This window comes from Hoeflea sp. (assembly GCF_984452065.1).
Genome location: NZ_CFHWAF010000081.1, coordinates 1 through 20,634, shown reverse-complemented (window position 1 = coordinate 20,634; position 20,634 = coordinate 1). Strand labels below are relative to the sequence as shown.

Below are 20,634 nucleotides of genomic sequence, written 5' to 3'. Positions count from 1 at the left end.
GAAAGACCGTCTGCGGCCGGCCGCGCTCCGGTTCCGCCGGAATTGAACATCAGCACCTCGCGATTGGGCAGACCGCTTCCCGGATCGCTCGGCCGGGCCGATATCTGGATATTCCACAAGGCGCTCGCCCCCTCCGCCGGCACCAGACCGGGCATCGCCTTGTGCAGCGCGCCGAGCACCACGTCGGGAACGAGATGACCAAGCACGTGCCGCACCGAAACAGGCGCCGGGCGCCGGGCCGCCAGAATACAGCCTTCCGGCGCGCTGATCTCGAAGGGTTCGAGCGAGCCGGTATTGTTCGGGATCTCCGGGGCGATGGCGCATTTGAGCCCGTAGCAGGCATAGGCTCTCGTATAGACCTCCGGCACGTTGACGCCGAAACGGCTCATGCCTGATGTGCCGGCGAAATCCGCCGACAGCCGGTCGCCGTCGACGGTCAGCGCGACGACCATCGTCACCGGCTCGTCATAACCGTCAACGCGCATGTCGTTGTCATAGACGCCGGACGGCACTTTCGAAATCGCCTCCCGCGTGGCCTTGCGGCTGGTATCGATGATAAAATCGGAAAGACCGTCGAGATTGTCGATGCCGAACTCGTCCATCATCGACTGCAGGCGGCGTTCACCGGCCTCGTTGCAGGCCGCAAGGGAGTACATGTCGCCGACGACCTGATCCGGCTCGCGGACATTCGCCCGCACGATCCGCAGCAGATCCTGCGAGACATTGCCCCGCTCGGCAAACTTCATGATCGGCAGCAGCAGCCCCTCCTCATAGACCTCGTTGCCGTCGGGTCCGAACCCGCGTCCGCCGATATCGACGACATGTGCGGTGCAGGCGAAGAAGCCGATATGCACGCCCTTGCGGAAAATGGGAGAGACGACGGTTATGTCGTGCAGGTGCCCGGTGCCGAGCCACGGGTCGTTGGTGATGAAGACGTCGCCTTCGAAGATATTCTGCGCGCCTATTTCGCGGGCAAAATGCGTGACGCTTTCAGCCATTGCGTTGACATGACCGGGCGTGCCCGTCACCGCCTGCGCCATCATCCGGTCGGCGCGGTCGAAGAGGCCCGCGGAAAGGTCCCCCGCCTCGCGCACCGATGTGGAGAAGGCGGTGCGGATAAGCGTCGTCGCCTGCTCTTCCACCACCGCAATCAGCCGGTTCCACATGATCTGATGATCGATCGATCCGGACGACATGGTCATCCTCCCTTTCGCAGCAGAAGCAGGCTGCCGTCCGCCTGTCCGATGGCGCGGTAAGCGGACGTCACGATGGTCGAGGTCTCGTTTTCGACGATCACCGCGGGACCGTCGACCGACAGGCCGGGCCGCATCGACAGGCGCTCGACCTCCCTGGCGTCCACCGTTTCGCGCAGCGCGGCATCGAAGAAGCTGCGCGTTGCCGGCGAAGACACCGTTTCCCCGCATTCCTGCCGCGCCACCTCTGCGGTGGCAGGAAGCACGGTGCCGACCGTCAGCGACCAGTTGGTGATCTCGACGGCAAGGCCGTCGATGATCCGGCCGAACAATGTCCGGTACGCCTCCTCGAACGCGGTCTCAATCCGCTCCCGGTCCGATTGCGAAAAGGGCCGGTGCGGCAGCGGCACGGGTATTTCCCAGCCCTGCCCGCTATAGCGCATGAACGCGGTAAGCCGCGCTGAGGTGGGCGCGTCGGGAGTGCCCTGACGGACGAAGCTCATCGCCTCGGTCTCAAGCTCTTCCAGCATCCGGTTGACGGCCGGCGCGTCGAAATCGGCGAGCCGCTGGAAAAACCCCCTCGTCGCCTCATAGCTGAACGGTGCCTTCAAAAACCCGATGGCCGAGCCGACACCGGCGCCCGGTGGAATGATAAGCGCGGCGATCCCGAGTTTCTCGCACAGCCGGCAGGCATGCAAAGGCGCGCCGCCGCCAAAGGCGATCATCGTGAAGTGCTCGATATCGCGGCCGTTTTCGACCGTATGCACCCGCGCCGCATTGGCCATGTTCTCGTCGACCATCTCCGTCACGCCAAACGCGACCTCGGCAACGGCAAGACCCGTTCGATTGCCGATCCGGTCGGTGATCGCGTCCTCGGACCTTGACAGGGAGAGCGGAATGGCACCGCCGGCGAAATTGTCGGGATCCAGCCGGCCGAGCACCAGATTGGCGTCGGTGACGGTCGGCTCCTCGCCGCCGCGCTGATAGCACGCGGGTCCGGGCTCGGAGGCGGCCGAGCGCGGCCCGACCTGAAGACGCCCCATCGTGTCGACCGACGCGATGGAGCCGCCGCCGGCGCCGATTTCGACCATTTCCACCACCGGCGTCGAAACGGTCATCCCCGAACCCTTCTTGAAGCGGTAGGTCCGCGCGACCTCGAACGTGCTGGCGGTCTTCGGCTCGCCGTCCTCGATGAGGCAGATTTTTGCGGTCGTTCCGCCCATGTCGAAGGAGAGCACCTTGTCGAGGCCGTGAGACCGGGCAAAGTCGGCGGCAAAGATGGCGCCGCCGGCCGGTCCGGATTCCAGCAGCCGCACCGGCTGATCCGCAGCCGTCTCGACCGATATGAGGCCGCCGCCCGAATGCAGCATGAACACCGGAGCGGCAATGTCCGCCTCCCGCAGCCGCGTCACCAGCCGGCCGAGATAATCGGCGACCTGGGGCTGCACATAGGCGTTTGCGATGACCGTATTGAAGCGCGGAAGTTCCCGCATCTGCGGCGATACGGCGGAGGAAACCGAAATCTTCAAATCCGGTGCGAGCCGGCGCAGCGCCTCTTCCATCCTGCGCTCATGGGTGTCATTGGCATAGGCGTGCATGAAGCCGATGGCGACCGCCTCATAACCGTCATCGACAATCTTCCGCGCCAGCCGGTCGACCTCTTCGCCATCCAACGCCAGCAGCACCTCGCCCCCCGGCCCCACGCGCTCATTGACCGTAAAACGGTCGGCGCGCGGGACCAGCGGCTTGGGCAATTCCAGATTGAGGTCGTATTGTTCGAAGCGGTTTTCCGAGCGCATCTCGATCACGTCGCGAAAACCCTCGGTGGTGATGAAGGCCAGCCTTGCGCCGCGCCGTTCGATCAGGGCATTGGTGACCAGTGTCGTGCCGTGGATGACCTGAACAATTGACGACAGGGCGATGCCTGCCTCCCCGGCCGCCTTCGCGATGCCGTCCACGATCGCCTGTTCCGGCTGGCTGTAATTGGTCAGGACCTTGCAGGTCGACAGTCCGTCCGGGTGTCTCAGGGCCACATCGGTAAATGTGCCGCCAATATCGACGCCCACGCGGATGGAGTTCTCGGCCATGAGGATTCAGATGCTCTTGAAAAACTGGTTTGCCGTAAAAACGGTTTCGTAGAAGCGGGCCTTCAACCCCCGGGCGGCCACCGGTTTCGGATCGGTCACCGGAACGGGAAGCGTATGCTCGTCCGCGCCGGTCAGAAGCTCCGCCAGGGCGCGGCCGAACATCGTTCCGGTCGTGATGCCGCGGCCGTTATATCCGATGGGCGAATAGAGCCCGTCCGCCAACCGGTGGATACGGAACAGATGGTCCGGTGTCATGGCGATCTTGCCGTGCCAGGACTCTTCCATCGTCACCGTGCCAAGCTGCGGAAACAGGCGGCGGACCATGCGCTCCGCCCAGCGTTGCGAAAGCCCTGACCGGCCACCGATAACCGAACCCATGGAACCGATGATCAGCCGGTTGAAATTGTCGCGGCGCAGCGAGAACATGATCTTTCCGGTGTCCCACAATCCCTGCCTGCCCGGCAGGATGTAGTCGGCATCCGCACCCAGCGGAGCAGTCGCCACCTGGAAATAATGGATCATCGTGAAGGTCTGTTTCAGTCCCGGCCACAGATCGTCGGAATAGGCATTGGTTCCGATCACCACATGTTTGGCGGTCACGGTGCCGTTGTCCGTCTCGACCTTCCAGACATCCCCGTCCCGGCGCAGTTTCCGCACGGTCACGCCGGTCGAGATTTTTGCTCCGGCGCCGACCGCGGCGCGGGCCAGCCCGCGCGCATAGCCCATCGGGTTGATGGTCCCGGCCCTGCGGTCGAGCAGTCCTCCGTGGAATTGTTGCGTTCCGATCAGCTTCGACGCCTCCTCCTTCGACAGCAGGTCGACGGGTGCTCCGAGGCGCTGCCATTCTTCGGACCTGCGCCTAAGATCGGCAAAACCGGCGGGCGAATGGGCCGCATGTATGGTTCCGTTCCTCTGCGGCTCGCAGCGGATCTGGTGCTTCTCGATCAGCGAGAACACATATTCGGGCATATCGCCCAGCTGTTCGACCAGCGAAGCGCCCTTCGCCTTTCCAAGCCGGGCATGAACATCCTGCGGCGGCAGCCAGAGACCGGCATTCACCAGCCCGACATTTCTGCCCGATCCGCCATAGCCTATCTGCCGCGCTTCGAGCACGTGGCAGTCCAGTCCCTTTTGCGCGCCGTGCAGCGCCGTCGACAGGCCGGTAAAGCCGCCACCCACGATCGCAAGATCGCAGTCGCAGTCGCCTTTCATCCTGCTGTCATATTCGCTTTCAGCGGTAGATTTATCCCAAAGGGAGATGGCCACAGCCTCGGACACGGTTTCCTCCACAACGCGAGGGTGCGTTAGAATGGCGTCGCGACCCCTCGCGCAAAGCTTGATGCAGAACGTATCGTGTGTCAATATATAATAAGTATGTTTCATATATCAGAACAATGGGGCAGATATGTCAAAGCTTAAAACCTCGGTCGCGAAGATGGTCGAAGAGGCGCGCGCGCGCATCGAGGAAGTCGAGACCGCGGACGCCATCGCCATGGTCGATGACCCCGATGTCGTCATTGTCGATCTGCGCGATATCCGCGAGCGCCAGCGTTCGGGCTATATTCCCGGCAGCTTTCACTGCCCGCGCGGCATGCTGGAATTCTGGGTCGATCCGGAAAGCCCCTATTTCAAGGAGATATTCGGCGAGGACAAGAAATTTGTCTTCCATTGCGCCAGCGGCTGGCGCTCCGCCCTTTCGGTCGCGACCCTGCAGGATATGGGCTTCGAGGCCGCGCATCTGCGCGAGGGTTTTTCAACCTGGGAGAAGCAGGGCGGACCTGTCGAGTTTCCGGAGCCCAAGAAGGACGAGAGCAAACCTAAATAAAAGCCAGGCGGGCGGTCACGTCCTCGGCGGCCGATTTGACGAGCCCGCAAATGCGCTCCTCGTCCCCCGGCTTGAGATTGACCGTCGGGACCGAGATGCCGAGAGCGCCGACGGCCTCGCCGTCCGGCAGGAATATGGCCGACCCGAAGCTCATGACACCCTCGCGGAACTCGCCGCGATCGATCGCATAGCCTCGTCCGGCGGTGATTGCCATTTCCTCGTCCAGTTTCTGCATGGATGTCAGCGTCTGATCGGTAAATTTCTGCAGGTTGCCGACGAGCCGGACACGCAGACGGGCGTAGTTTGCGGCAAGAATCGCCTTGCCGGTGCCGACGCAATAGGCCGGCGCCATGCCGGCCACGGGGTTCCACGAGCGTATCGGCTGAAGCGAATCCACCTTGTCGATGTAAACGATGTTCAACCCCTCGAGAACCGCTAGGTAGATCGTCTCGCCCGTCTCCGAGGACAGCATGGCCATGGCCGGCCCGGCGATCTCCCGCAGATTGAAGTTCTCGACCACAGACCGGCCGATCTGCCATGTCTTGAGCGTCGCGCGATATTGCTTGTCCTCGGTGGGATTGACGTAGCCGAGGACGCTCAGGGTCTGAAGCAGGCGGAAAACATTGGACTTCGTCAGTCCAAGTTCCCGGGACAGTTCCGAAACGCCCATCGGCCGGGCGGCGGCGGACAGCGTCTCAAGGATCAGCAACCCCTTTGAAAGCGTGCTGTCGACCCGCGGCTGTTTTTCTTCCGCCTTGATTTCTTCTTCTACGGTCATTCATCCCCCGGTCTTTGGTCCGCGGATAATGCAGCCTTGCGGCAAAACGCACAACTCATCGTGTCCGGTCCATCGGCGGCGGCTCATGCGCGCGCATGTCGGGAGCCGGTCCGGCGAAGCGGACAATCTCCACGAAGGCCGAATGCGAGGCCGGCCCCTGGGACAGGCGCGATGTCCGCGTGTCGTGGGTCAGCACGTTGGGATTGCCGTGGCGGTCGCGGGCCTGCGGATGCCGGTCGTCGGGATCGTACCACGCACCCGTCCACAAAAAGACGGTGCCGCTGGCGATATCGTCCGTAACCCGCGCACCGGCCAGACAGCGGCCGCGCGCGTTGAATATCTCGACAATGTCGCCGTCCGAAATGGCCCGCGCCGCGGCGTCGGTCGGGTGAATGAGCACCGGCTCCCGGCCCTGGATTTTATGCGCCATGCTATAGGAGCCATTGTCATATTGCGAATGAAGCCGGGTGGCCGGCTGACCGGAGATCAGCGAGAGCGGGAAGTTGACGTTCTCTCCCGCCGTCACGCCGCGCGGCGGCATCCAGGCAGCATGTCCCGGGCAGTCGTCATAGCCGAAGCCGGTGATTTCCTCCGACGCGATTTCGATACGGCCGCTCGGCGTCGGCAGGGGATTTTTGTCGGGATCGGCGCGAAATTCCGACAAAAACACCTGATCGGGCGCCGGGTCCGGCAGGGAGATGATGTCACCGCCCATGAACGCATCCCATTCCGGCAGGTCGACATCGTGCTCATGCGCCGCCTGGCGGGTCATCAGCCACAGATGCCGCAGCCAGTCCTCCTCGCTGCGCCCGTCGGTGAAATCGGCCTCAACGCCGAGACGGCGCGACAGATCGCAATAGATGTCATATTCGGTGCGCGCCTCGCCGGCCGATGCCGCAAGTGCCGGAGACGGGGCAAGGATGTTGTCCTGCTGTCCGCCGACGAAATCCCTGCGCTCTTCCGGCATCGCCACCGGCAGCACGATGTCGGCATGGCGCGCCGTCGCCGTCCAGTTGAATTCATTGACAACGATGGTCTCGGGTCGCCGGAAGGCCGCACGCAGACGGTTCAGGTCCTGATGGTGATGAAACGGGTTGCCGCCGGCCCACCAGACCATCCTGATATCGGGGAACACGGACCGCGTTCCATTGTAATCGTAGCTGCGTCCCGGATTGAGCAGCATTTCGGATATCATCGCAACGGGAATAAACGTCTTCACCGGGTTCTCGCCCTGGGGCAGCGTACCCGGCCGGAACGGGCGGTTCGCATTACCGATCAACCCGTTCGCGCCGTAGCCGATGACGTAGCCGCCGCCGGGAAGGCCGATCTGCCCGAGCATTGCGGCAAGCGTCACGGTCATCCACAGCGGCTGCTCGCCGAAATCGGCGCGTTGCAGACCGACGGCGCAGGTAATCATGGTGCGGTGTTCAGCCATCTCGCGCGCCAGCGCTTCGATACGGGCCGCCGGAATGCCTGTGATGCCGGCCGCCCAGCGGGCGTCCTTTACCGTGCCGTCCGCCTCTCCCGTCACATAGGCCGCGAAACGCTCGAAGCCCGTCGTGTATCTGGCCAGAAACGCCGTATCATGGAGGTTGTCGCGCAGCAGACAATGTGCAAGGCCCATCATCAACGCCACATCGGTGCCGGGCTTTATGGCCAGCCACTCGGCGTCAAGATCCGGCGCGGCGTCCCGGCGCAGCGGGCTGATATTGATAAACCGCACGCCCTGTTGTGCGCAGCGCTTGAGGGCATCCGGCAGTGTGTGCCGGCCGATGCCGCCATCGGACACCTGGCCGTTGCGCGACGCAATCCCTCCGAACATGACCACCAGTTCGCCGTGGGCGGCAATGTTGCTGAAGCGTGTCGCTTCTTTCACATGGTCGCGAAAATTCCCCACGATATGAGGCATGAGGACCAGGGCCGCATTGTAGCTGTAATTGCCCTCGGAACGCACGAAACCGCCGATCGTGTTGAGGAAACGCTTTAACTGGCTCTGGGGATGGTGGAACCGGCCGGCACTGCCCCAGCCATAGGATCCGGCAAAGAGGCTGTCATTGCCGTAATCTTTCCTGACCCGGTTCAACTCCTCGGCAAGAAGGTCCAGCACATCCGCCCAGGACATCTCGACGAAACTGTCGCTGCCGCGTTCGCCGCTGCTCGCGCCCGGGCCGTGTTCGAGCCAGCCCCGGCGGACGGCAGGCCGCATCACCCGGGCACGCCCGCGCAGACTGCCCGCAATGTTGTCATTGATCTTCGATGGATGCGGATCGCCGGGATGGCCGGCAACGCGCTCGATCTGTCCATTCACGATCTCCGCATGGCCAAGACCCCAGTGATTTGCAACCAGGCCGGTCTTGCTGGCAGATTCAGCGTCGCCCATCAAGTTGTTCCACTATACATAACGCCTTTTTTGCATATTGACACAATATGGGTGTGACGTCATCCTTTATTCGACGCTTTCGCGAGGTCTTTCCAATGCCCGACTCACCCATCTCCGATGCTCTTGTCCATCTTGGAAGAGACGAGAAGGGCGACGGCCGTCCGGTCAACCTGCCGATCATGCAGGGCTCGACAATGCTCTTCGATACGCTGGATGCGTTCATCACCGCCCGGGAAAACCGTTATGCCCACGGCACACATTACTACGGGCGATACGGCAACACAGCCAGTTTTGAACTGGAGCGCGCAATGGCCGCACTCGAATGCGGCGCCGGGTGCATTTCCGTATCGTCGGGACTGACCGCCGTGACCATGGCGCTGATGGGTGCCGCACGGGCCGGAAGCCATATTCTCGTGGCCGACAATGTCTACGGGCCGACCCGGAGTTTTTGCGACACCGTCCTGGCCCGGTGCGGCGTTGACATCTCCTATTTCGATCCGATGGCAGGCCCGGGCGACCATTTGAGAAACAACACCGCCGCGGTGATGTTCGAGGCTCCCGGATCGGGCACGTTCGAGGTGCCCGATATTCCGGCAATCGCCGCCGCGGCGCGGGACGCGGGCGCGATCTCGATCATCGACGGAACATGGGCGACACCGGTTTTCTGCAAACCTTTGACACTCGGAGTCGATGTCGTCGTCCACTCGGGCTCGAAATATATCGGCGGACATTCCGATACGATGATCGGCTTCATCGTCTGCAACGACACGACATTCGACGACATGCGCAAAACCTGTCTCGCCTACGGCGACCGGGCCGGCGGACAGGACGTGTTCCTGTCCCTGCGGGGATTGCGGACGCTCGAGATGCGCATGAACGCGGCGCAGGATGCCGGTCTGCGGGTCGCACGCTGGCTGGCCGCCCAGCCGCAGATAAGCCGCCTGCTGCATCCGGCTTTCGAAAGCTGTCCGGGCCACCGGTTCTGGAAGCGCGACTTTACCGGTTCGGCAGGGCTTTTCAGCGTGGTTGCAAATCCCTGCGGCGACGAAAAACTCCACGCCTTCGTCGACGCGCTGAAACTGTTCGGCGTCGGGGTGAGCTGGGGCGGCTATGAGAGCCTCGTGCTGCCGGTGGAGCCGAACCGCACCGCAAATCCGTGGACCGAGGAGGGCCGCGTCATTCGCTTCTGCATCGGCTTCGAGAACACCGACAGCCTGATCGCCGATCTGGCGCAGGCGCTGCCGCATCTGAATTGAGGATGACATGAACAGGATCGACCACTTTGCCGTAGGCGCCGAGACGCTTGAACAAGGCCGGAAACACCTGGCGGAAAAACTGGGCGTCACGGTTCCCCCGGGCGGGAAACATGATCTGATGGGCACCCACAATTGCGTCACCCGGACCGGCAATGAGAGCTTTCTCGAAATCCTCTCGATCGATCCGGCCGCACCCGATCCGGGACGGGCGCGCTGGTTCTCGCTCGACGAGGACAAGACCCGCCGGAGGTTAGCTGAACGGCCGCGTGCGCTGTGCTGGGTCGTCGGAACGGACAATCTCGACGCAGTGGCGGAAAAGAGCCCGGTCGACCTTGGCGAAATCCTCTATTTCACACGCGGCGAGCGGTCCTGGCGACTGACCGTCCCGTCAGACGGACACCTGCCGGAGCACGGACTTTTACCGGCCTTTATCGAATGGTCGCCCGGCCCGCATCCGAGCACCGCACAGCAGGATCTCGGCATCCGGTTGAGGAGGATTGTTCTGAGCCATCCGCAGCCCGATCGGCTCGCTGAAATGCTCGACGCGCTGGATGTTTCCCACCTGGCCGGTGTCATCGAGGGACAGCATGGCCTCGCCTTTGAAGTCGAGGGACCGAACGGGACGTTCACAATAGACTGAAGCGTCGGCACCGCCGCGCATGAGCATCGGGCGGAACCAAGGTTCCAGGATCGACCGGATCACAGCATCAAAATTCTCTTTTGTTCTATATATCAGAACAACTATTCCATTTATTGACACACTTATACTGAGAATATAGAGTGATCCGAATGTAGATTTTGCCACCTGACTGACCGGACCGGGCAATGGAAAACGCACCAGTAACACTGGCCGAGGCAGATGTCGCGAAGCTCCTCAGTTACGAGGCGTTGATCCCTGCGATGCGCGATGCGTTCATCGCCTTTTCCGCCGGTAAGGTGCAGCAGCCGGTTCGCAACATGATGACGGTCGAGGAAGGCGAACGTTATTTCGGACTGATGCCGGCGGCGATGCCGGGCGCGATGGGGGCAAAAATGGTCTCCTTCTATCCGGGCAATGCCCGCAAGGACATCCATACGCATTTTGCCGCCATTGGCCTGTTCGATCCGCAGCACGGTCACCCGATCGCATTCATGGACGGACGCCTGATCACCGAAATGCGCACGGCGGCCGCATCCGCCGCAGTGTCCGAAGTGCTGGCAAACCCTGAAAGCCGCAGTCTGGCTCTTGTGGGAAGCGGCGTTCAGGCGCTGGCCCACCTTCAGGCCCTCAAGACGGTTTTCCCGATCGACGACGTCCGCGTCTGGAGCAGAACCGACGCCCGCGCTCAGGCGTTCGCCGCGGCCCATGGCGCGCGCGCTGCGCCGCTGAAGGATGCCGTCGAAGGCGCCGATATCGTCGTCTGTGCGACCAACGCCCGCGAACCGGTGCTTCAGGGCGCGTGGCTCAAACCGGGTGCCCACGTCAACTCGGTGGGATCGCCGCGGCCGGACTGGCGCGAACTGGACGATGCCGTGATGGCAAACGCCATTGTCGTCGATTCCCGCGATGCCGTCCGCAGGGAATCCGGCGACATCATTCTGTCAGGAGCCGAGATCGCCGCCGAAGCGGGCGAGGTGCTGGCCGCAGAGACGCAAATTCCCGCCTCCCGGACAACCCTCTTCAAGTCCGTCGGAATCGCGGTTCAGGACATAGCAAGTGGGCGTCTGGTCTACGACGCATACCAAACAGAAAACAGTGACCGAAAACGAGATCAACCAGGAGGTATACTATGAAATTTCCAGCAAAAACGATGGTGATCGCCGCCGCCTTGGCATCGGTGACCGCCGGCAATGCATGGGCGCAAGTCGCCGAACCCGCACAGACCGTCAAGACCATCACCGAGCGTGGCAAGCTTTTATGCCCGAGCCATAACGGATCCTATCGCGGCTTTGCCGAGGTCGACGACAAGGGTGTCTGGAGGGGGCTCGATATCGATCTGTGCCACGCCATGGCAGCGCAGATCCTCGGCGACAAGGACGCGGTGGAGTTCATTCCGCTGAGCTGGGCCCAGCGGTTTCCGGCGCTTCAGTCCGGCGACATCGACGTGATCATCAAGCTCACCGAGTGGACGATGTCGCGCGATCTGGAACTGAACCTGCAATATTCGCGCACCTACTTCCTCGGCGGCACGCAATTCGCCGCGAAACGGGATCTGGGCATCACGTCCGCAACGGAACTCGAAGGCGCCACGATCTGCGGCGAAGCGGGAACCTCGACGGTCCGCCACGCCGCCAACTATCTGGAAGGCCTGGGCTTCGATTACAATCTCGTACAGTACGAAAAGCAGGAGGAGGCACAGGCCGCCTTCAACGCCAATCGTTGCGACGCCTTTATCGGCTGGGGGCCGAACCTGGCCGTGTTCCTGACGGACGCTGAAGGCGGTCTCGACGCCAACATGATCCTGCCGGAACTCGTCAATATGGGCCCGCAATCGATCGCGCTGCGGCAGGGCGAGGACCGCATGGTCGATACGGCCAACTGGCTGCTGACCGTCCTGCTCGCCGCCGAGTATCACGGTGTGACATCGCAGAATGTCGATGAGATGAGGGCCGCTCCGCCCAACCCGCAGGTCGCCCGCATGCTCGGTGTCGATCCGGGACTTGGCGACCGCCTCGGCCTGCCGAATGACTGGGGTTACAACGTCATCAAGCAGGTCGGCAACTATGCCGAAATCTACGACCGCAATCTCGGCGAAGGTTCGCCCTACAAGCTGCCGCGCGGCATCAACAATCTGTGGAACAATGGCGGCGTCCTGTTCCCGTTCACGATCGACTGATTGGCGGAATAATAAAAACGGAGGCGCATGATTGCGCCTCCGCACAACTGCCGTTTGAGGGACACCCGCCGTGACCAGGAACATGAAAAACACGTTGCTCCAGACCTCCTTCGTGGCGGTTCTGGTGCTGATTATCGCGGGTTTCCTGATCACCGCGCAGAACAATCTGCGCGAGCAGGGCATAACCTCCGGATTCGGCTTCCTGGAACGGGGAACCGGCTGGGATATGGGCTTCACCTTCCTGCCGACCTCGATCAGCGATCCCTACTGGTGGACCCTGCTCATGGGTTTCATGAACACGGTCATCGTCGGTTATGTGGCGATGGCCTTGGCAACGGTGCTCGGCGTCGTCCTCGCCGCCATGCGCATTTCCGGCAACGCCGTCCTGAACGCCGTCGCACTGGTTTATGTCGACATCATCCGCAACGTCCCGCCGATCCTGCAGGTTCTGGCGTGGTATGCGGCATTTTCCGCCTTCCCGGCGCCGCGGCAGGCCATCCAGCTGGGAGACGGTATTTTTCTGACCGCCCGCGGCATGTTCGTTCCCGCCCTCAACATCACCGGGCCGGCGACGGCCATCGTGGTTCTGATTGTCATCGTGGTCACCGCCATCCTGATCTGGATCGCGCTGGGCAAGCGCTTCATGTTCGAAAGTTTCCGGCGCAAGGCGAGCCTGTCCGCTTCGGTGCTCGCGGCGGCGCTGATCCTGATCACGATCATATGCGCCGCGTCGCGCATACCGGACACGCCGCTCCTGTCCATTCCCGAATTGAAGGGTTTCAATTTCCGCGGCGGAATGAGCATGCCGCCCGAACTCAGCGCCATCCTGTTTGCAACCATGTTCTATGGCGCGGCCTATATTGCCGAGATCGTGCGCGGCGGTTTTCTTTCGGTCGATCCGGGCAAGGTCGAGGCCGGCCGGGCGCTGGGCATGAGCGGATGGATGATCTTTTCCCGCATACAGCTGCCGATCACCGTACAGAACATATTGCCGATGATGACCAACCTCTATGTCTGGCTGATCAAGGCAACGACGCTCGGCATTGCCGTCGGCTTCTCGGACCTGTTTGCCGTGACCGTCTCCTCGATCAACCAGTCAGGGCAGACCATCGAGTTTATCCTGATACTGGCGGCCGCCTTCTGGCTCCTGAACAATGGTCTGGTATGGATCATGAACGGCATCGGTACGCGCATGCATCTCAGGCAGGCGAGGTAACCGATGGCGGACGTGACTCTCAGCTCCAGGCCGAAGACGGAACTGCCCGGCAAGCAGACGCATATCGGCAGGACGATCGCCTATGCCCGCAAACACCCGGTCCTCAGCCTGCTTTCGGTCCTGGTGATCGCCGGCCTGCTCTGGATCGGCTACCGGATCTTCGATTGGGCCATCCTGCGCGGCGTGTTCTATTCGCCCGATTCACAGCTGTGCCGCGTTGACGGCGCCGGCGCCTGCTGGGCCGTGATCCAGGAACGCTGGCGCATCATCATCTATGGCCTTTATCCCTTTGATCAGCAGTGGCGCTCGGCGCTTGCCTGCCTGCTGATCATGGTGACCGCGATCCTGTCCTGCATTCCGGTCTTCTGGCGATTTTCGCGCATCGCGCCGCTTTGGATAGCCGGGTTCGGCGGATTTACCATCCTGATGAGCGGCGGCATTTTCGGCCTTGAATATATTCCGGTCCGTCAGTGGGGCGGCCTCTCGCTGACACTTTTTGTATTTTCAAGCGTCACGATCCTGACCATGCCGACCTCGGTCATACTGGTGCTGATGCGCCAGTCGAAACTGCCCTGGGTTTCACGCTCGGTTCAGGCCATCATCGATTTCGTCCGCTCTTTGCCGCTTCTCGTCGTGCTGTTCGTGGCGGCCGTCGTCGTCCCCTTCGGCCTTCCGGATTTCATGATCGGCGAGAAGCTCTTCCGGGTGATCGCCGGCTTCACGCTCTATGTCAGCTGCTATCAGGCGGAGATCCTGCGCGGCGGCATCCTCAGCCTGCCGTCCGGTCAGGAAGAGGCGGCAAAAGCGCTCGGCCTCGGATACTGGCACCGGGTCAGCAGGATCATTCTGCCTCAGGCGTTCAAGGTTTCGCTGCCCTCAACGATCAATCAGATCGTCATCATCTTTCTTGAGACGCCGCTGATCGTCATTATCGGCTTCTTTGAAGTGCTGGCCTCCGGCAACGCCGCCTTCGGCACCGCCGAATGGGGCATCGCGGCAAAGGAAGTCTACATATTCATCGGCGTCATCTTTTTCATCTTTTCGCTCAGCCTGTCCCGATACGGGGCATATCTCGAAGCACGTCTGAGTAAGGGGGATCGTAGGTAACCGATGCAACCAGACAGCCAAATCGCCGTGTCGATCCACAATCTGAACAAGTATTACGGCTCGTACCACGCCCTGCGGGATGTCGACCTCACGGTGCGGGAGGGCGAGCGCATCGTCATCTGCGGGCCGTCCGGCTCAGGCAAGTCCACGCTCATCCGCTGCATCAACCAGCTCGAGGAACACGAGCAGGGCAGGATCGAGATATTCGGCAACGAAATGAATGCCCAGCTTCCGGATATCGACGCGATGCGGCGCAAGACCGGAATGGTGTTTCAAAGCTTCAACCTGTTCCCGCACATGACCGTACTGGAAAACTGCATCCTGGCGCCGATCCTCGTCAACAGGACGGATCGCGGCGAAGCCACCGCGACCGCGCACGAATATCTCACCAAGGTGCACATCCCGGACCAGGCCGAGAAATATCCCTCGCAGCTGTCGGGCGGACAGCAGCAGCGGGTCGCAATCGCCCGTTCCCTGTGTATGAAGCCGCGGATCATGCTCTTCGACGAACCGACCTCGGCGCTCGATCCGGAAATGATTTCGGAGGTGCTGGACGTCATGGTCGAAGTCGCCTCGGAAGGCATGACGATGCTGTGTGTCACGCATGAGATGGCATTCGCCCGCAAGGTCGCCGACCGGGTCATCTTTATGGATGCGGGCGAAATCGTTGAGGAAAACGATCCCGATTCCTTCTTCGACAATCCGCATTCCAACCGCGCCAGAAAGTTCCTCGATCAGGTTCTGCAGCATTAGAGAAAGTCCGTATGCAGTGGTCACGAACGCTTCAGCTTGTCGACGTCCACTGCGGCGGTGAAATCGGCCGTGTGGCGATGTCCGGGATGATCGACATCCCGGGCGCGACCATGGCGGAAAAACTGAAGCATGCGAACGAGGTCGATGACGGCCTGCGGCGGCTCCTTTTGAGCGAACCGCGCGGATGCGGGCTCGGAGCGGTGGTGCCACTGCTGCCGCCGACACGGCCGGAAGCCGATATCGGCATGATGGTCTGGCTGCCCGACGGCGTCCACGCCATGTCCGGCTCGAATGCGATGTGCGCGGCGACGGCGCTTCTGGAAACAGGCGTTGTGCCGATGGCCGAACCCGAAACGAGGATCGTGTTCGACACGGCGGCGGGGCTTGTCACCGCCATTGCATCCTGCAGGAACGGCAAGGCCGTATCGGTCCGCATATCCATGCCGGATGCGTTCATGCAGCATTCGGGCGTGACAATATCCACCACGAACTGGGGAGACGTGCCGATCGATGTCTGCTTCGGCGGCGTCTACTATGCGGTCGTGGACGCCAATTCGGTCGGCCTGCCCATCTGCGCCGGGAACGCGGAGCCGCTGGCGCAGGCGGGCATGGCGTTGCGCGACCTGGCAAGGCGGCAGGTCAAGGTTCAACATCCCTCGCGCCCGCAGCTTGATGCGATCTCGCACCTGATATTCCATCAGGCGGCGCCGGACGGTGCCATGCTGACATGCACCACCGTCAGCCCGGGACGCGCCGACCGCTCGGCCTGCGGCACCGGCAGCGCCGCATTGGCAGCGCGTCAGGTTGCGGCCAGACGTCTGGATGTCGGGCAGACATTGAAGACACGCTCGATAATCGGCAGCGAATTTACAACGAAGGTCACGGCCCTGACGCGGGTTGGCGATCAGGCAGCCGTCAGAACCGATCTGACCGGATCCTGCTGGATATTCGGCATATCCCAGCTCGGCCTCGATCCGTCCGACCCCTTCCCGCACGGCTTCAGCCTGTAAGCGGGACCGCTGGGCAGAGGCGCAACGAGCGCTGGCCGATCTGCCCGCACGCGCAATCAGATAGTTCCTCTCCGCCGCACCCAGACAGCGGCAGCCTTTTCCGGTCCCGGCAAGGGCTGCCTTTGTGCCGCGCCGGCGACGACATCCGCTTGCCGCCGACAGACCGGAATTCAGAAAGACCGATACCACCACATTCACTCCGACCGGCGGAACGAACCCATGATACCCTTCACGCGACAAGACCATCGGGATATTGTCCTGCGGGACCCTATGCGGAGCGCGGAGCTTTCCGGCCTTTGTCTGGCGATCCTGTGCCGCACGATCGATCTCAAATTCTTCGTGACATTGTCCGTGCCGGTGACTATTCCTTGGAAAGCGCTGTGCCTTGAGCATACACAGTCGAAGGCTTTACAATCCCTCGCCGTGGCTACTCGGGTTTCTACCAGCTGCTAAACAACCAGCGCAAAACCGCCGACGCACTCATTCGGATCGGTCACTGTAAACAGTCCCCGATTGGCTGTTAAGCGGTACGGCGAGCACATCGCGATCAGCTGTCCGAAGCACTTCTTTGGCAACGCTTCCGAGAAAAAACCTGAGCAGGCCGCTTGCGCCCTGTGTGCCGACGACAATCAGGTCGGCTTCTTCCGATTGCGCCGCCAGCTGGATTTCCCGGGCCGGTGCGCGTTCCGCATAGCGCAGGACCTGCCGGACGGGGAACGCGTCAAGGGATGCCGCAAAGTCCGACAGGTCCCGCTCGGCATTGTTGCTTTGATCCGCGATGTAGGATTTTCTCTCGTCAACGCTCATCGTGTGGCTCATTGCGAGACCCAGTGCCGGTGCATCAAACACATGAAGCATCGCGACATCCGTCTTGCGGGCCATCCCCAACGCCTGAAAACACTGAACCGCACAACGCGCGCCGGCTGAAAAATCAGTGGACAGCAGCACGCGGCGGTAAGGACCGACCGGAGGCGCATTCACCATGAGGAGCGGACACTCGACGGACCGTATCGTCCGCTCAGCGGTGGTGCCGACAAAAACATCCCGCAATGCCTGCCGGCGATGCGGTCCGATCACGAGAAGATCCGGCTTGGCGTTTTGCACGGCCTGCGCTATCCCGACATCGGGTGCGGCAAGTCTGACTTCGGACGTACAGGCGATGCCATCCACCTTGGTCACTGTGGATTTCAGTACCCGAAGGTGGTTTTCTGCAATCTCCGTTTCCCGGTCAACGATATGCTGCGGCTGATCGTCATCAACCACATGAACGATCGAAAGCGATGCGTCGAATTCTTCGGCCAGCAGCGTGGCGCGTCGCAATGCGCGATCGGAGCGTTCAGAAAAGTCCGTTGCCAACATTATCGATTTCATCGATTGCTCCTTCAAGCGTTAGAGTAAGGATCCGGCAGCGGGAAGCGCGCGGATCACGGCGCCAACTCCTTTTGATCCTCCGGTTCGATCACTTCAAATCGTGGTGGCTGTCGCTCGCCGGTCAGAAGACCCGCGGCCTGGTCGGCAGCGTCCTGAAACGGTTGCAGGATGAGGTCGGCGCCGCTCGTGTGCATATTCTGTCCGTCCTCTTCCCGGTGTGACGTGACAGCGATCTGACCTTGGAAACCCTGGTCGCGAAGAGCGTGCACCAGTGCAAGCCGCGAATCGTCCCGGGTGACCCCCGCTTCGTGCTCCGGCACGGCGGATACGGCCCATTTGACGCCGGTGAACGGCAGATGTGCGACAAATTCAGGGTCGGTTGCATCGCCATAGACAACCTCCAGACCTTCTTCGTGCCATCGCTTCACGACAGCCGGATTGAAATCGATTCCCAGCACATTGAGACCCCGGGCCCTCAGACGCTGCGCAATGGCTCCGCCATAGCGCCCGAGCCCGAACAGCAGAACATCGTATCGGGCCGCCGTCGGCATTTCCTGCTCTTCAGCCTCGCGCGGAGTCCCGGCGCGTTCGAACGGGCCGAGCAGGGGTTCCAGCCGTGCATAGAGCCAGTGCGAATTGGTTATCATGTAGGTCGACAGCGAGATGGTGATGACCCCCACCAGGGTCACCAGGCCGAGGGATTCGGCACCCACATGGCCCAGCGAGACGCCCATGGCCATGAAGATGAGAGAAAATTCACTGATCTGCGCGACAGTGAGGCCGGCAAGGAAACCGGTCCGCTTGCGATATCCCATGGCGCCCATGATCACCAGAACGATGAGCGGATTGCCGATCAGCACGAACAGAGAGAAAATGATGGCGGAAGGCGCCTGTTCGCCGACAAGCGAAAGGTCAAGATGCGTACCCAGCGCAATGAAGAAGAACAGGAGCAGGAAATCCCGCAACGGCGCGAGCCTGGCGGCCATGGCCTCGCGCAAGCGCGTCGACGCGAGCGAAACGCCTGACAGGAGACCTCCGAGCTCCATGCTGAATCCCAGGAAATCGCCGGCGGCGGCGAACAGCGCGGCCCAGCCGATGGCAAAGCAGACAAGGAGTTCCGGCGCCCGTGCCAGACGCTCGACCAGCGGTTCCGCGACGTAGCGTATAAAAATGCCGACAACGATCAGCATCGCTATGCCGGAGACAAATATCATCGCGACATCGCTTGCTGCCGCATTTGCCTTGGTGCCCACGCCCACAGCCGAGAGCACGATCATCGCCAGCACGACCACAAGATCCTGCACGATCAGGAAACCAAGCGCGATACGGCCGTGCAGGGAGTCGATTTCGCGTTTGTCGGAGAGCAGCTTGACGATGATGATCGTGCTTGAAAATGTCAGAGCCACCGCGACGTAGAGGCTGGTTATGGCGTCGAATCCAAGGGCCAGCCCGATAGCGAAGCCGATAATCGAGGTGAACGCTACCTGACCGAGACCGGTCATCAGCGCGACCAGCCCGAGGGTGCGCACCAGCCTGATGTCGAGCTTGAGCCCCACAAGAAACAAAAGAACGGAAATGCCGAGTTCGGCGAGCAGGTTGATGTGCTCCTCCGACTGGGCGAGCCCGAACACGGACGGACCCGCCAGGATGCCGACGGCAATGAAACTCACAATCAGCGGCTGGCGCAGCAGGACGCCGACAAGCCCCACTGCCGCAGCAAGCACGAGCAGTGCCGCGACTTCGTAGAACACAGAGGTGGACACGATCTCCAGCATCAGCGAGCCTCCCGGCTTACACGAGAATTCACGGCGCCGGAGGTTGGCGCGCGGTCACCGGACGAGTGCCGCCGGCCGAAAAACCGGATACGGAGCCACTTTTCAATTTCGAGAATGGCGAAGAGCGCAACGCCCACACCTATGATTTCGGCTCCGTGGACAAAGCCGACCGGCCGCGTCTGGAAGAGTGCATTCATGAATGGCGCATAGGTAAAGACGAGCTGCAGGAACACCACCACCATGACCGCGACAATGACGGCACGCGTGCCGCGGATTCCCGCCAGCGTCAGCGACGGTGCCCGCAGATACCGGACGCTGAAGAGGTAGAAGACCTCCATGACGACCAGTGTGTTGACGGCATAGGTGCGTGCTTCTTCAAGGGTGGAACCGTTCGCGCGCGCCCATGTAAACATCCCGAAGATCCCGAGCACGAACAGGATGGATACAAAGGCAATCCGCCATACGAGGAACGTTGACAGCATTGGCTGGTCCGCGGGTCTCGGCGGGCGCTTCATCACGTCCGCCTCCGTCGGCTCGAAAGCCAGCGCCATCGCAAGGCCCACCGAGCTCACCATGTTTACCCAGAGAATTTGCAGCGGTGTGATGGGCAGCGCGGAGCCCAGGAGGATTGCCGCGATGATGGCGAAGGCCTCGCCGCCATTGACCGGCAGAAGGAACACGATCGCCTTTTTCAGGTTGTCGTAGACGGTTCGCCCCTCTCTTACCGCGGCATCGATCGAGGCGAAATTGTCATCCGTCAACACCATTTCAGCGGCTTCCTTGGCGGCCTCTGTCCCGTTCCGGCCCATGGCGATACCGACATTGGCCTGCTTGAGCGCGGGTGCGTCGTTGACGCCGTCGCCGGTCATCGCAATGACGTGTCCGCCCGCCTGGAAAGCCCGTACAAGCCTGAGTTTGTGCTCGGGGCTTGTGCGGGCGAAGATATCGACATCGGGAGCCCGCTCAGCCAGCGAACCGTCGTCCAGCTGATCGATCTCATTGCCCGTCAGCACATCCTGCTGATTGACGAAGCCCAGGGCATGACGGGCGACATGTCCAATCGCGAA

The 20,634-nt window shown here is 61.8% G+C and carries 17 protein-coding genes; 9 read left to right on the top strand and 8 right to left on the bottom strand.

What is annotated here, in order from left to right:
* From AC5E6N_RS15615 to AC5E6N_RS15605, 3 genes are all read right to left on the bottom strand, one after another.
* Window positions 1-1,202 (bottom strand): hydantoinase B/oxoprolinase family protein (locus AC5E6N_RS15615; RefSeq protein ID WP_491748675.1); only part of this gene is annotated, 1,202 nt, incomplete at its 3' end.
* Entirely contained in the window at window positions 1,199-3,280 is a 2,082-nt protein-coding gene (locus tag AC5E6N_RS15610) for a hydantoinase/oxoprolinase family protein (protein ID WP_491748674.1), read from the bottom strand. The genes AC5E6N_RS15610 and AC5E6N_RS15615, both read right to left, overlap by 4 nt.
* Window positions 3,281-3,286: 6 nt before the next feature.
* On the bottom strand, window positions 3,287-4,558 hold the full coding sequence (locus AC5E6N_RS15605; protein WP_491748673.1) for an NAD(P)/FAD-dependent oxidoreductase: 1,272 nt from the start codon (window positions 4,556-4,558) through the stop codon (window positions 3,287-3,289).
* A gap of 127 nt (window positions 4,559-4,685) precedes the next feature.
* Here AC5E6N_RS15605 and AC5E6N_RS15600 point away from each other — a divergent pair, with 127 nt between their 5' ends.
* Window positions 4,686-5,105 (top strand): rhodanese-like domain-containing protein, encoded by a 420-nt coding sequence (locus AC5E6N_RS15600; RefSeq protein WP_491748672.1) that lies wholly within the window; start codon window positions 4,686-4,688, stop codon window positions 5,103-5,105.
* On the opposite strand, the gene AC5E6N_RS15595 is transcribed toward AC5E6N_RS15600, so the two are convergent.
* Complete coding sequence (locus AC5E6N_RS15595; RefSeq protein WP_491748671.1) at window positions 5,098-5,883, bottom strand: IclR family transcriptional regulator; 786 nt, start codon at window positions 5,881-5,883, stop codon at window positions 5,098-5,100. The genes AC5E6N_RS15600 and AC5E6N_RS15595 overlap by 8 nt on opposite strands.
* A gap of 55 nt (window positions 5,884-5,938) precedes the next feature.
* Entirely contained in the window at window positions 5,939-8,263 is a 2,325-nt protein-coding gene (locus AC5E6N_RS15590) for a molybdopterin-dependent oxidoreductase (RefSeq protein ID WP_491748670.1), read from the bottom strand.
* 95 nt (window positions 8,264-8,358) lie between these two features.
* Here AC5E6N_RS15590 and metC point away from each other — a divergent pair, with 95 nt between their 5' ends.
* The 8 genes from metC (at window position 8,359) to AC5E6N_RS15550 (ending at window position 16,421) form a co-directional block, all read left to right on the top strand.
* On the top strand, window positions 8,359-9,519 hold the full coding sequence (gene metC, locus AC5E6N_RS15585) for a cystathionine beta-lyase (RefSeq protein ID WP_491748669.1): 1,161 nt from the start codon (window positions 8,359-8,361) through the stop codon (window positions 9,517-9,519).
* 7 nt (window positions 9,520-9,526) lie between these two features.
* On the top strand, window positions 9,527-10,159 hold the full coding sequence (locus AC5E6N_RS15580) for a VOC family protein (RefSeq protein WP_491748668.1): 633 nt from the start codon (window positions 9,527-9,529) through the stop codon (window positions 10,157-10,159).
* 185 nt (window positions 10,160-10,344) lie between these two features.
* The gene (locus AC5E6N_RS15575) at window positions 10,345-11,292 is read left to right on the top strand and encodes an ornithine cyclodeaminase family protein (protein WP_491748667.1); all 948 of its coding nucleotides are present in this window, start codon (window positions 10,345-10,347) and stop codon (window positions 11,290-11,292) included.
* The gene (locus AC5E6N_RS15570) at window positions 11,289-12,335 is read left to right on the top strand and encodes a transporter substrate-binding domain-containing protein (protein WP_491748666.1); all 1,047 of its coding nucleotides are present in this window, start codon (window positions 11,289-11,291) and stop codon (window positions 12,333-12,335) included. The genes AC5E6N_RS15575 and AC5E6N_RS15570 overlap by 4 nt, the downstream gene beginning before the upstream one ends.
* 82 nt (window positions 12,336-12,417) lie before the next feature.
* Window positions 12,418-13,551, top strand: coding sequence for an ABC transporter permease subunit (locus tag AC5E6N_RS15565; protein ID WP_491748665.1), 1,134 nt, complete (start codon window positions 12,418-12,420; stop codon window positions 13,549-13,551).
* Window positions 13,552-13,554: 3 nt separating this feature from the next.
* On the top strand, window positions 13,555-14,658 hold the full coding sequence (locus tag AC5E6N_RS15560; RefSeq protein ID WP_491748664.1) for an ABC transporter permease subunit: 1,104 nt from the start codon (window positions 13,555-13,557) through the stop codon (window positions 14,656-14,658).
* Window positions 14,659-14,661: 3 nt separating this feature from the next.
* The gene (locus tag AC5E6N_RS15555) at window positions 14,662-15,411 is read left to right on the top strand and encodes an amino acid ABC transporter ATP-binding protein (protein WP_491748663.1); all 750 of its coding nucleotides are present in this window, start codon (window positions 14,662-14,664) and stop codon (window positions 15,409-15,411) included.
* Between the two features lie 11 nt (window positions 15,412-15,422).
* Window positions 15,423-16,421, top strand: coding sequence for a proline racemase family protein (locus AC5E6N_RS15550; RefSeq protein ID WP_491748662.1), 999 nt, complete (start codon window positions 15,423-15,425; stop codon window positions 16,419-16,421).
* A 480-nt stretch (window positions 16,422-16,901) separates the two neighbouring features.
* Here AC5E6N_RS15550 and AC5E6N_RS15545 read toward each other — a convergent pair whose 3' ends face one another.
* The 3 genes from AC5E6N_RS15545 to AC5E6N_RS15535 form a co-directional block, all read right to left on the bottom strand.
* The gene (locus tag AC5E6N_RS15545; protein WP_491748661.1) at window positions 16,902-17,792 is read right to left on the bottom strand and encodes a universal stress protein; all 891 of its coding nucleotides are present in this window, start codon (window positions 17,790-17,792) and stop codon (window positions 16,902-16,904) included.
* A 53-nt stretch (window positions 17,793-17,845) separates the two neighbouring features.
* Window positions 17,846-19,567 (bottom strand): cation:proton antiporter, encoded by a 1,722-nt coding sequence (locus tag AC5E6N_RS15540; RefSeq protein WP_491748660.1) that lies wholly within the window; start codon window positions 19,565-19,567, stop codon window positions 17,846-17,848.
* Window positions 19,567-20,634, bottom strand: a 1,068-nt coding sequence (locus tag AC5E6N_RS15535) for an HAD-IC family P-type ATPase (RefSeq protein ID WP_491748659.1), incomplete at its 5' end; no start/stop codon positions are given. The genes AC5E6N_RS15535 and AC5E6N_RS15540, both read right to left, overlap by 1 nt.

Bases quoted from the DNA above. Each gene is read 5' to 3' on its own strand.
- AC5E6N_RS15610 (WP_491748674.1), bottom strand. From the start codon at position 3,280: ATGGCCGAGAACTCCATCCGCGTGGGCGTCGATATTGGCGGCACATTT.
- AC5E6N_RS15600 (WP_491748672.1), top strand. From the start codon at position 4,686: ATGTCAAAGCTTAAAACCTCGGTCGCGAAGATGGTCGAAGAGGCGCGC.
- AC5E6N_RS15595 (WP_491748671.1), bottom strand. From the start codon at position 5,883: ATGACCGTAGAAGAAGAAATCAAGGCGGAAGAAAAACAGCCGCGGGTC.
- AC5E6N_RS15590 (WP_491748670.1), bottom strand. From the start codon at position 8,263: ATGGGCGACGCTGAATCTGCCAGCAAGACCGGCCTGGTTGCAAATCAC.
- metC (WP_491748669.1), top strand. From the start codon at position 8,359: ATGCCCGACTCACCCATCTCCGATGCTCTTGTCCATCTTGGAAGAGAC.
- AC5E6N_RS15580 (WP_491748668.1), top strand. From the start codon at position 9,527: ATGAACAGGATCGACCACTTTGCCGTAGGCGCCGAGACGCTTGAACAA.
- AC5E6N_RS15575 (WP_491748667.1), top strand. From the start codon at position 10,345: ATGGAAAACGCACCAGTAACACTGGCCGAGGCAGATGTCGCGAAGCTC.
- AC5E6N_RS15570 (WP_491748666.1), top strand. From the start codon at position 11,289: ATGAAATTTCCAGCAAAAACGATGGTGATCGCCGCCGCCTTGGCATCG.
- AC5E6N_RS15565 (WP_491748665.1), top strand. From the start codon at position 12,418: ATGAAAAACACGTTGCTCCAGACCTCCTTCGTGGCGGTTCTGGTGCTG.
- AC5E6N_RS15560 (WP_491748664.1), top strand. From the start codon at position 13,555: ATGGCGGACGTGACTCTCAGCTCCAGGCCGAAGACGGAACTGCCCGGC.
- AC5E6N_RS15555 (WP_491748663.1), top strand. From the start codon at position 14,662: ATGCAACCAGACAGCCAAATCGCCGTGTCGATCCACAATCTGAACAAG.
- AC5E6N_RS15550 (WP_491748662.1), top strand. From the start codon at position 15,423: ATGCAGTGGTCACGAACGCTTCAGCTTGTCGACGTCCACTGCGGCGGT.
- AC5E6N_RS15545 (WP_491748661.1), bottom strand. From the start codon at position 17,792: ATGAAATCGATAATGTTGGCAACGGACTTTTCTGAACGCTCCGATCGC.
- AC5E6N_RS15540 (WP_491748660.1), bottom strand. From the start codon at position 19,567: ATGCTGGAGATCGTGTCCACCTCTGTGTTCTACGAAGTCGCGGCACTG.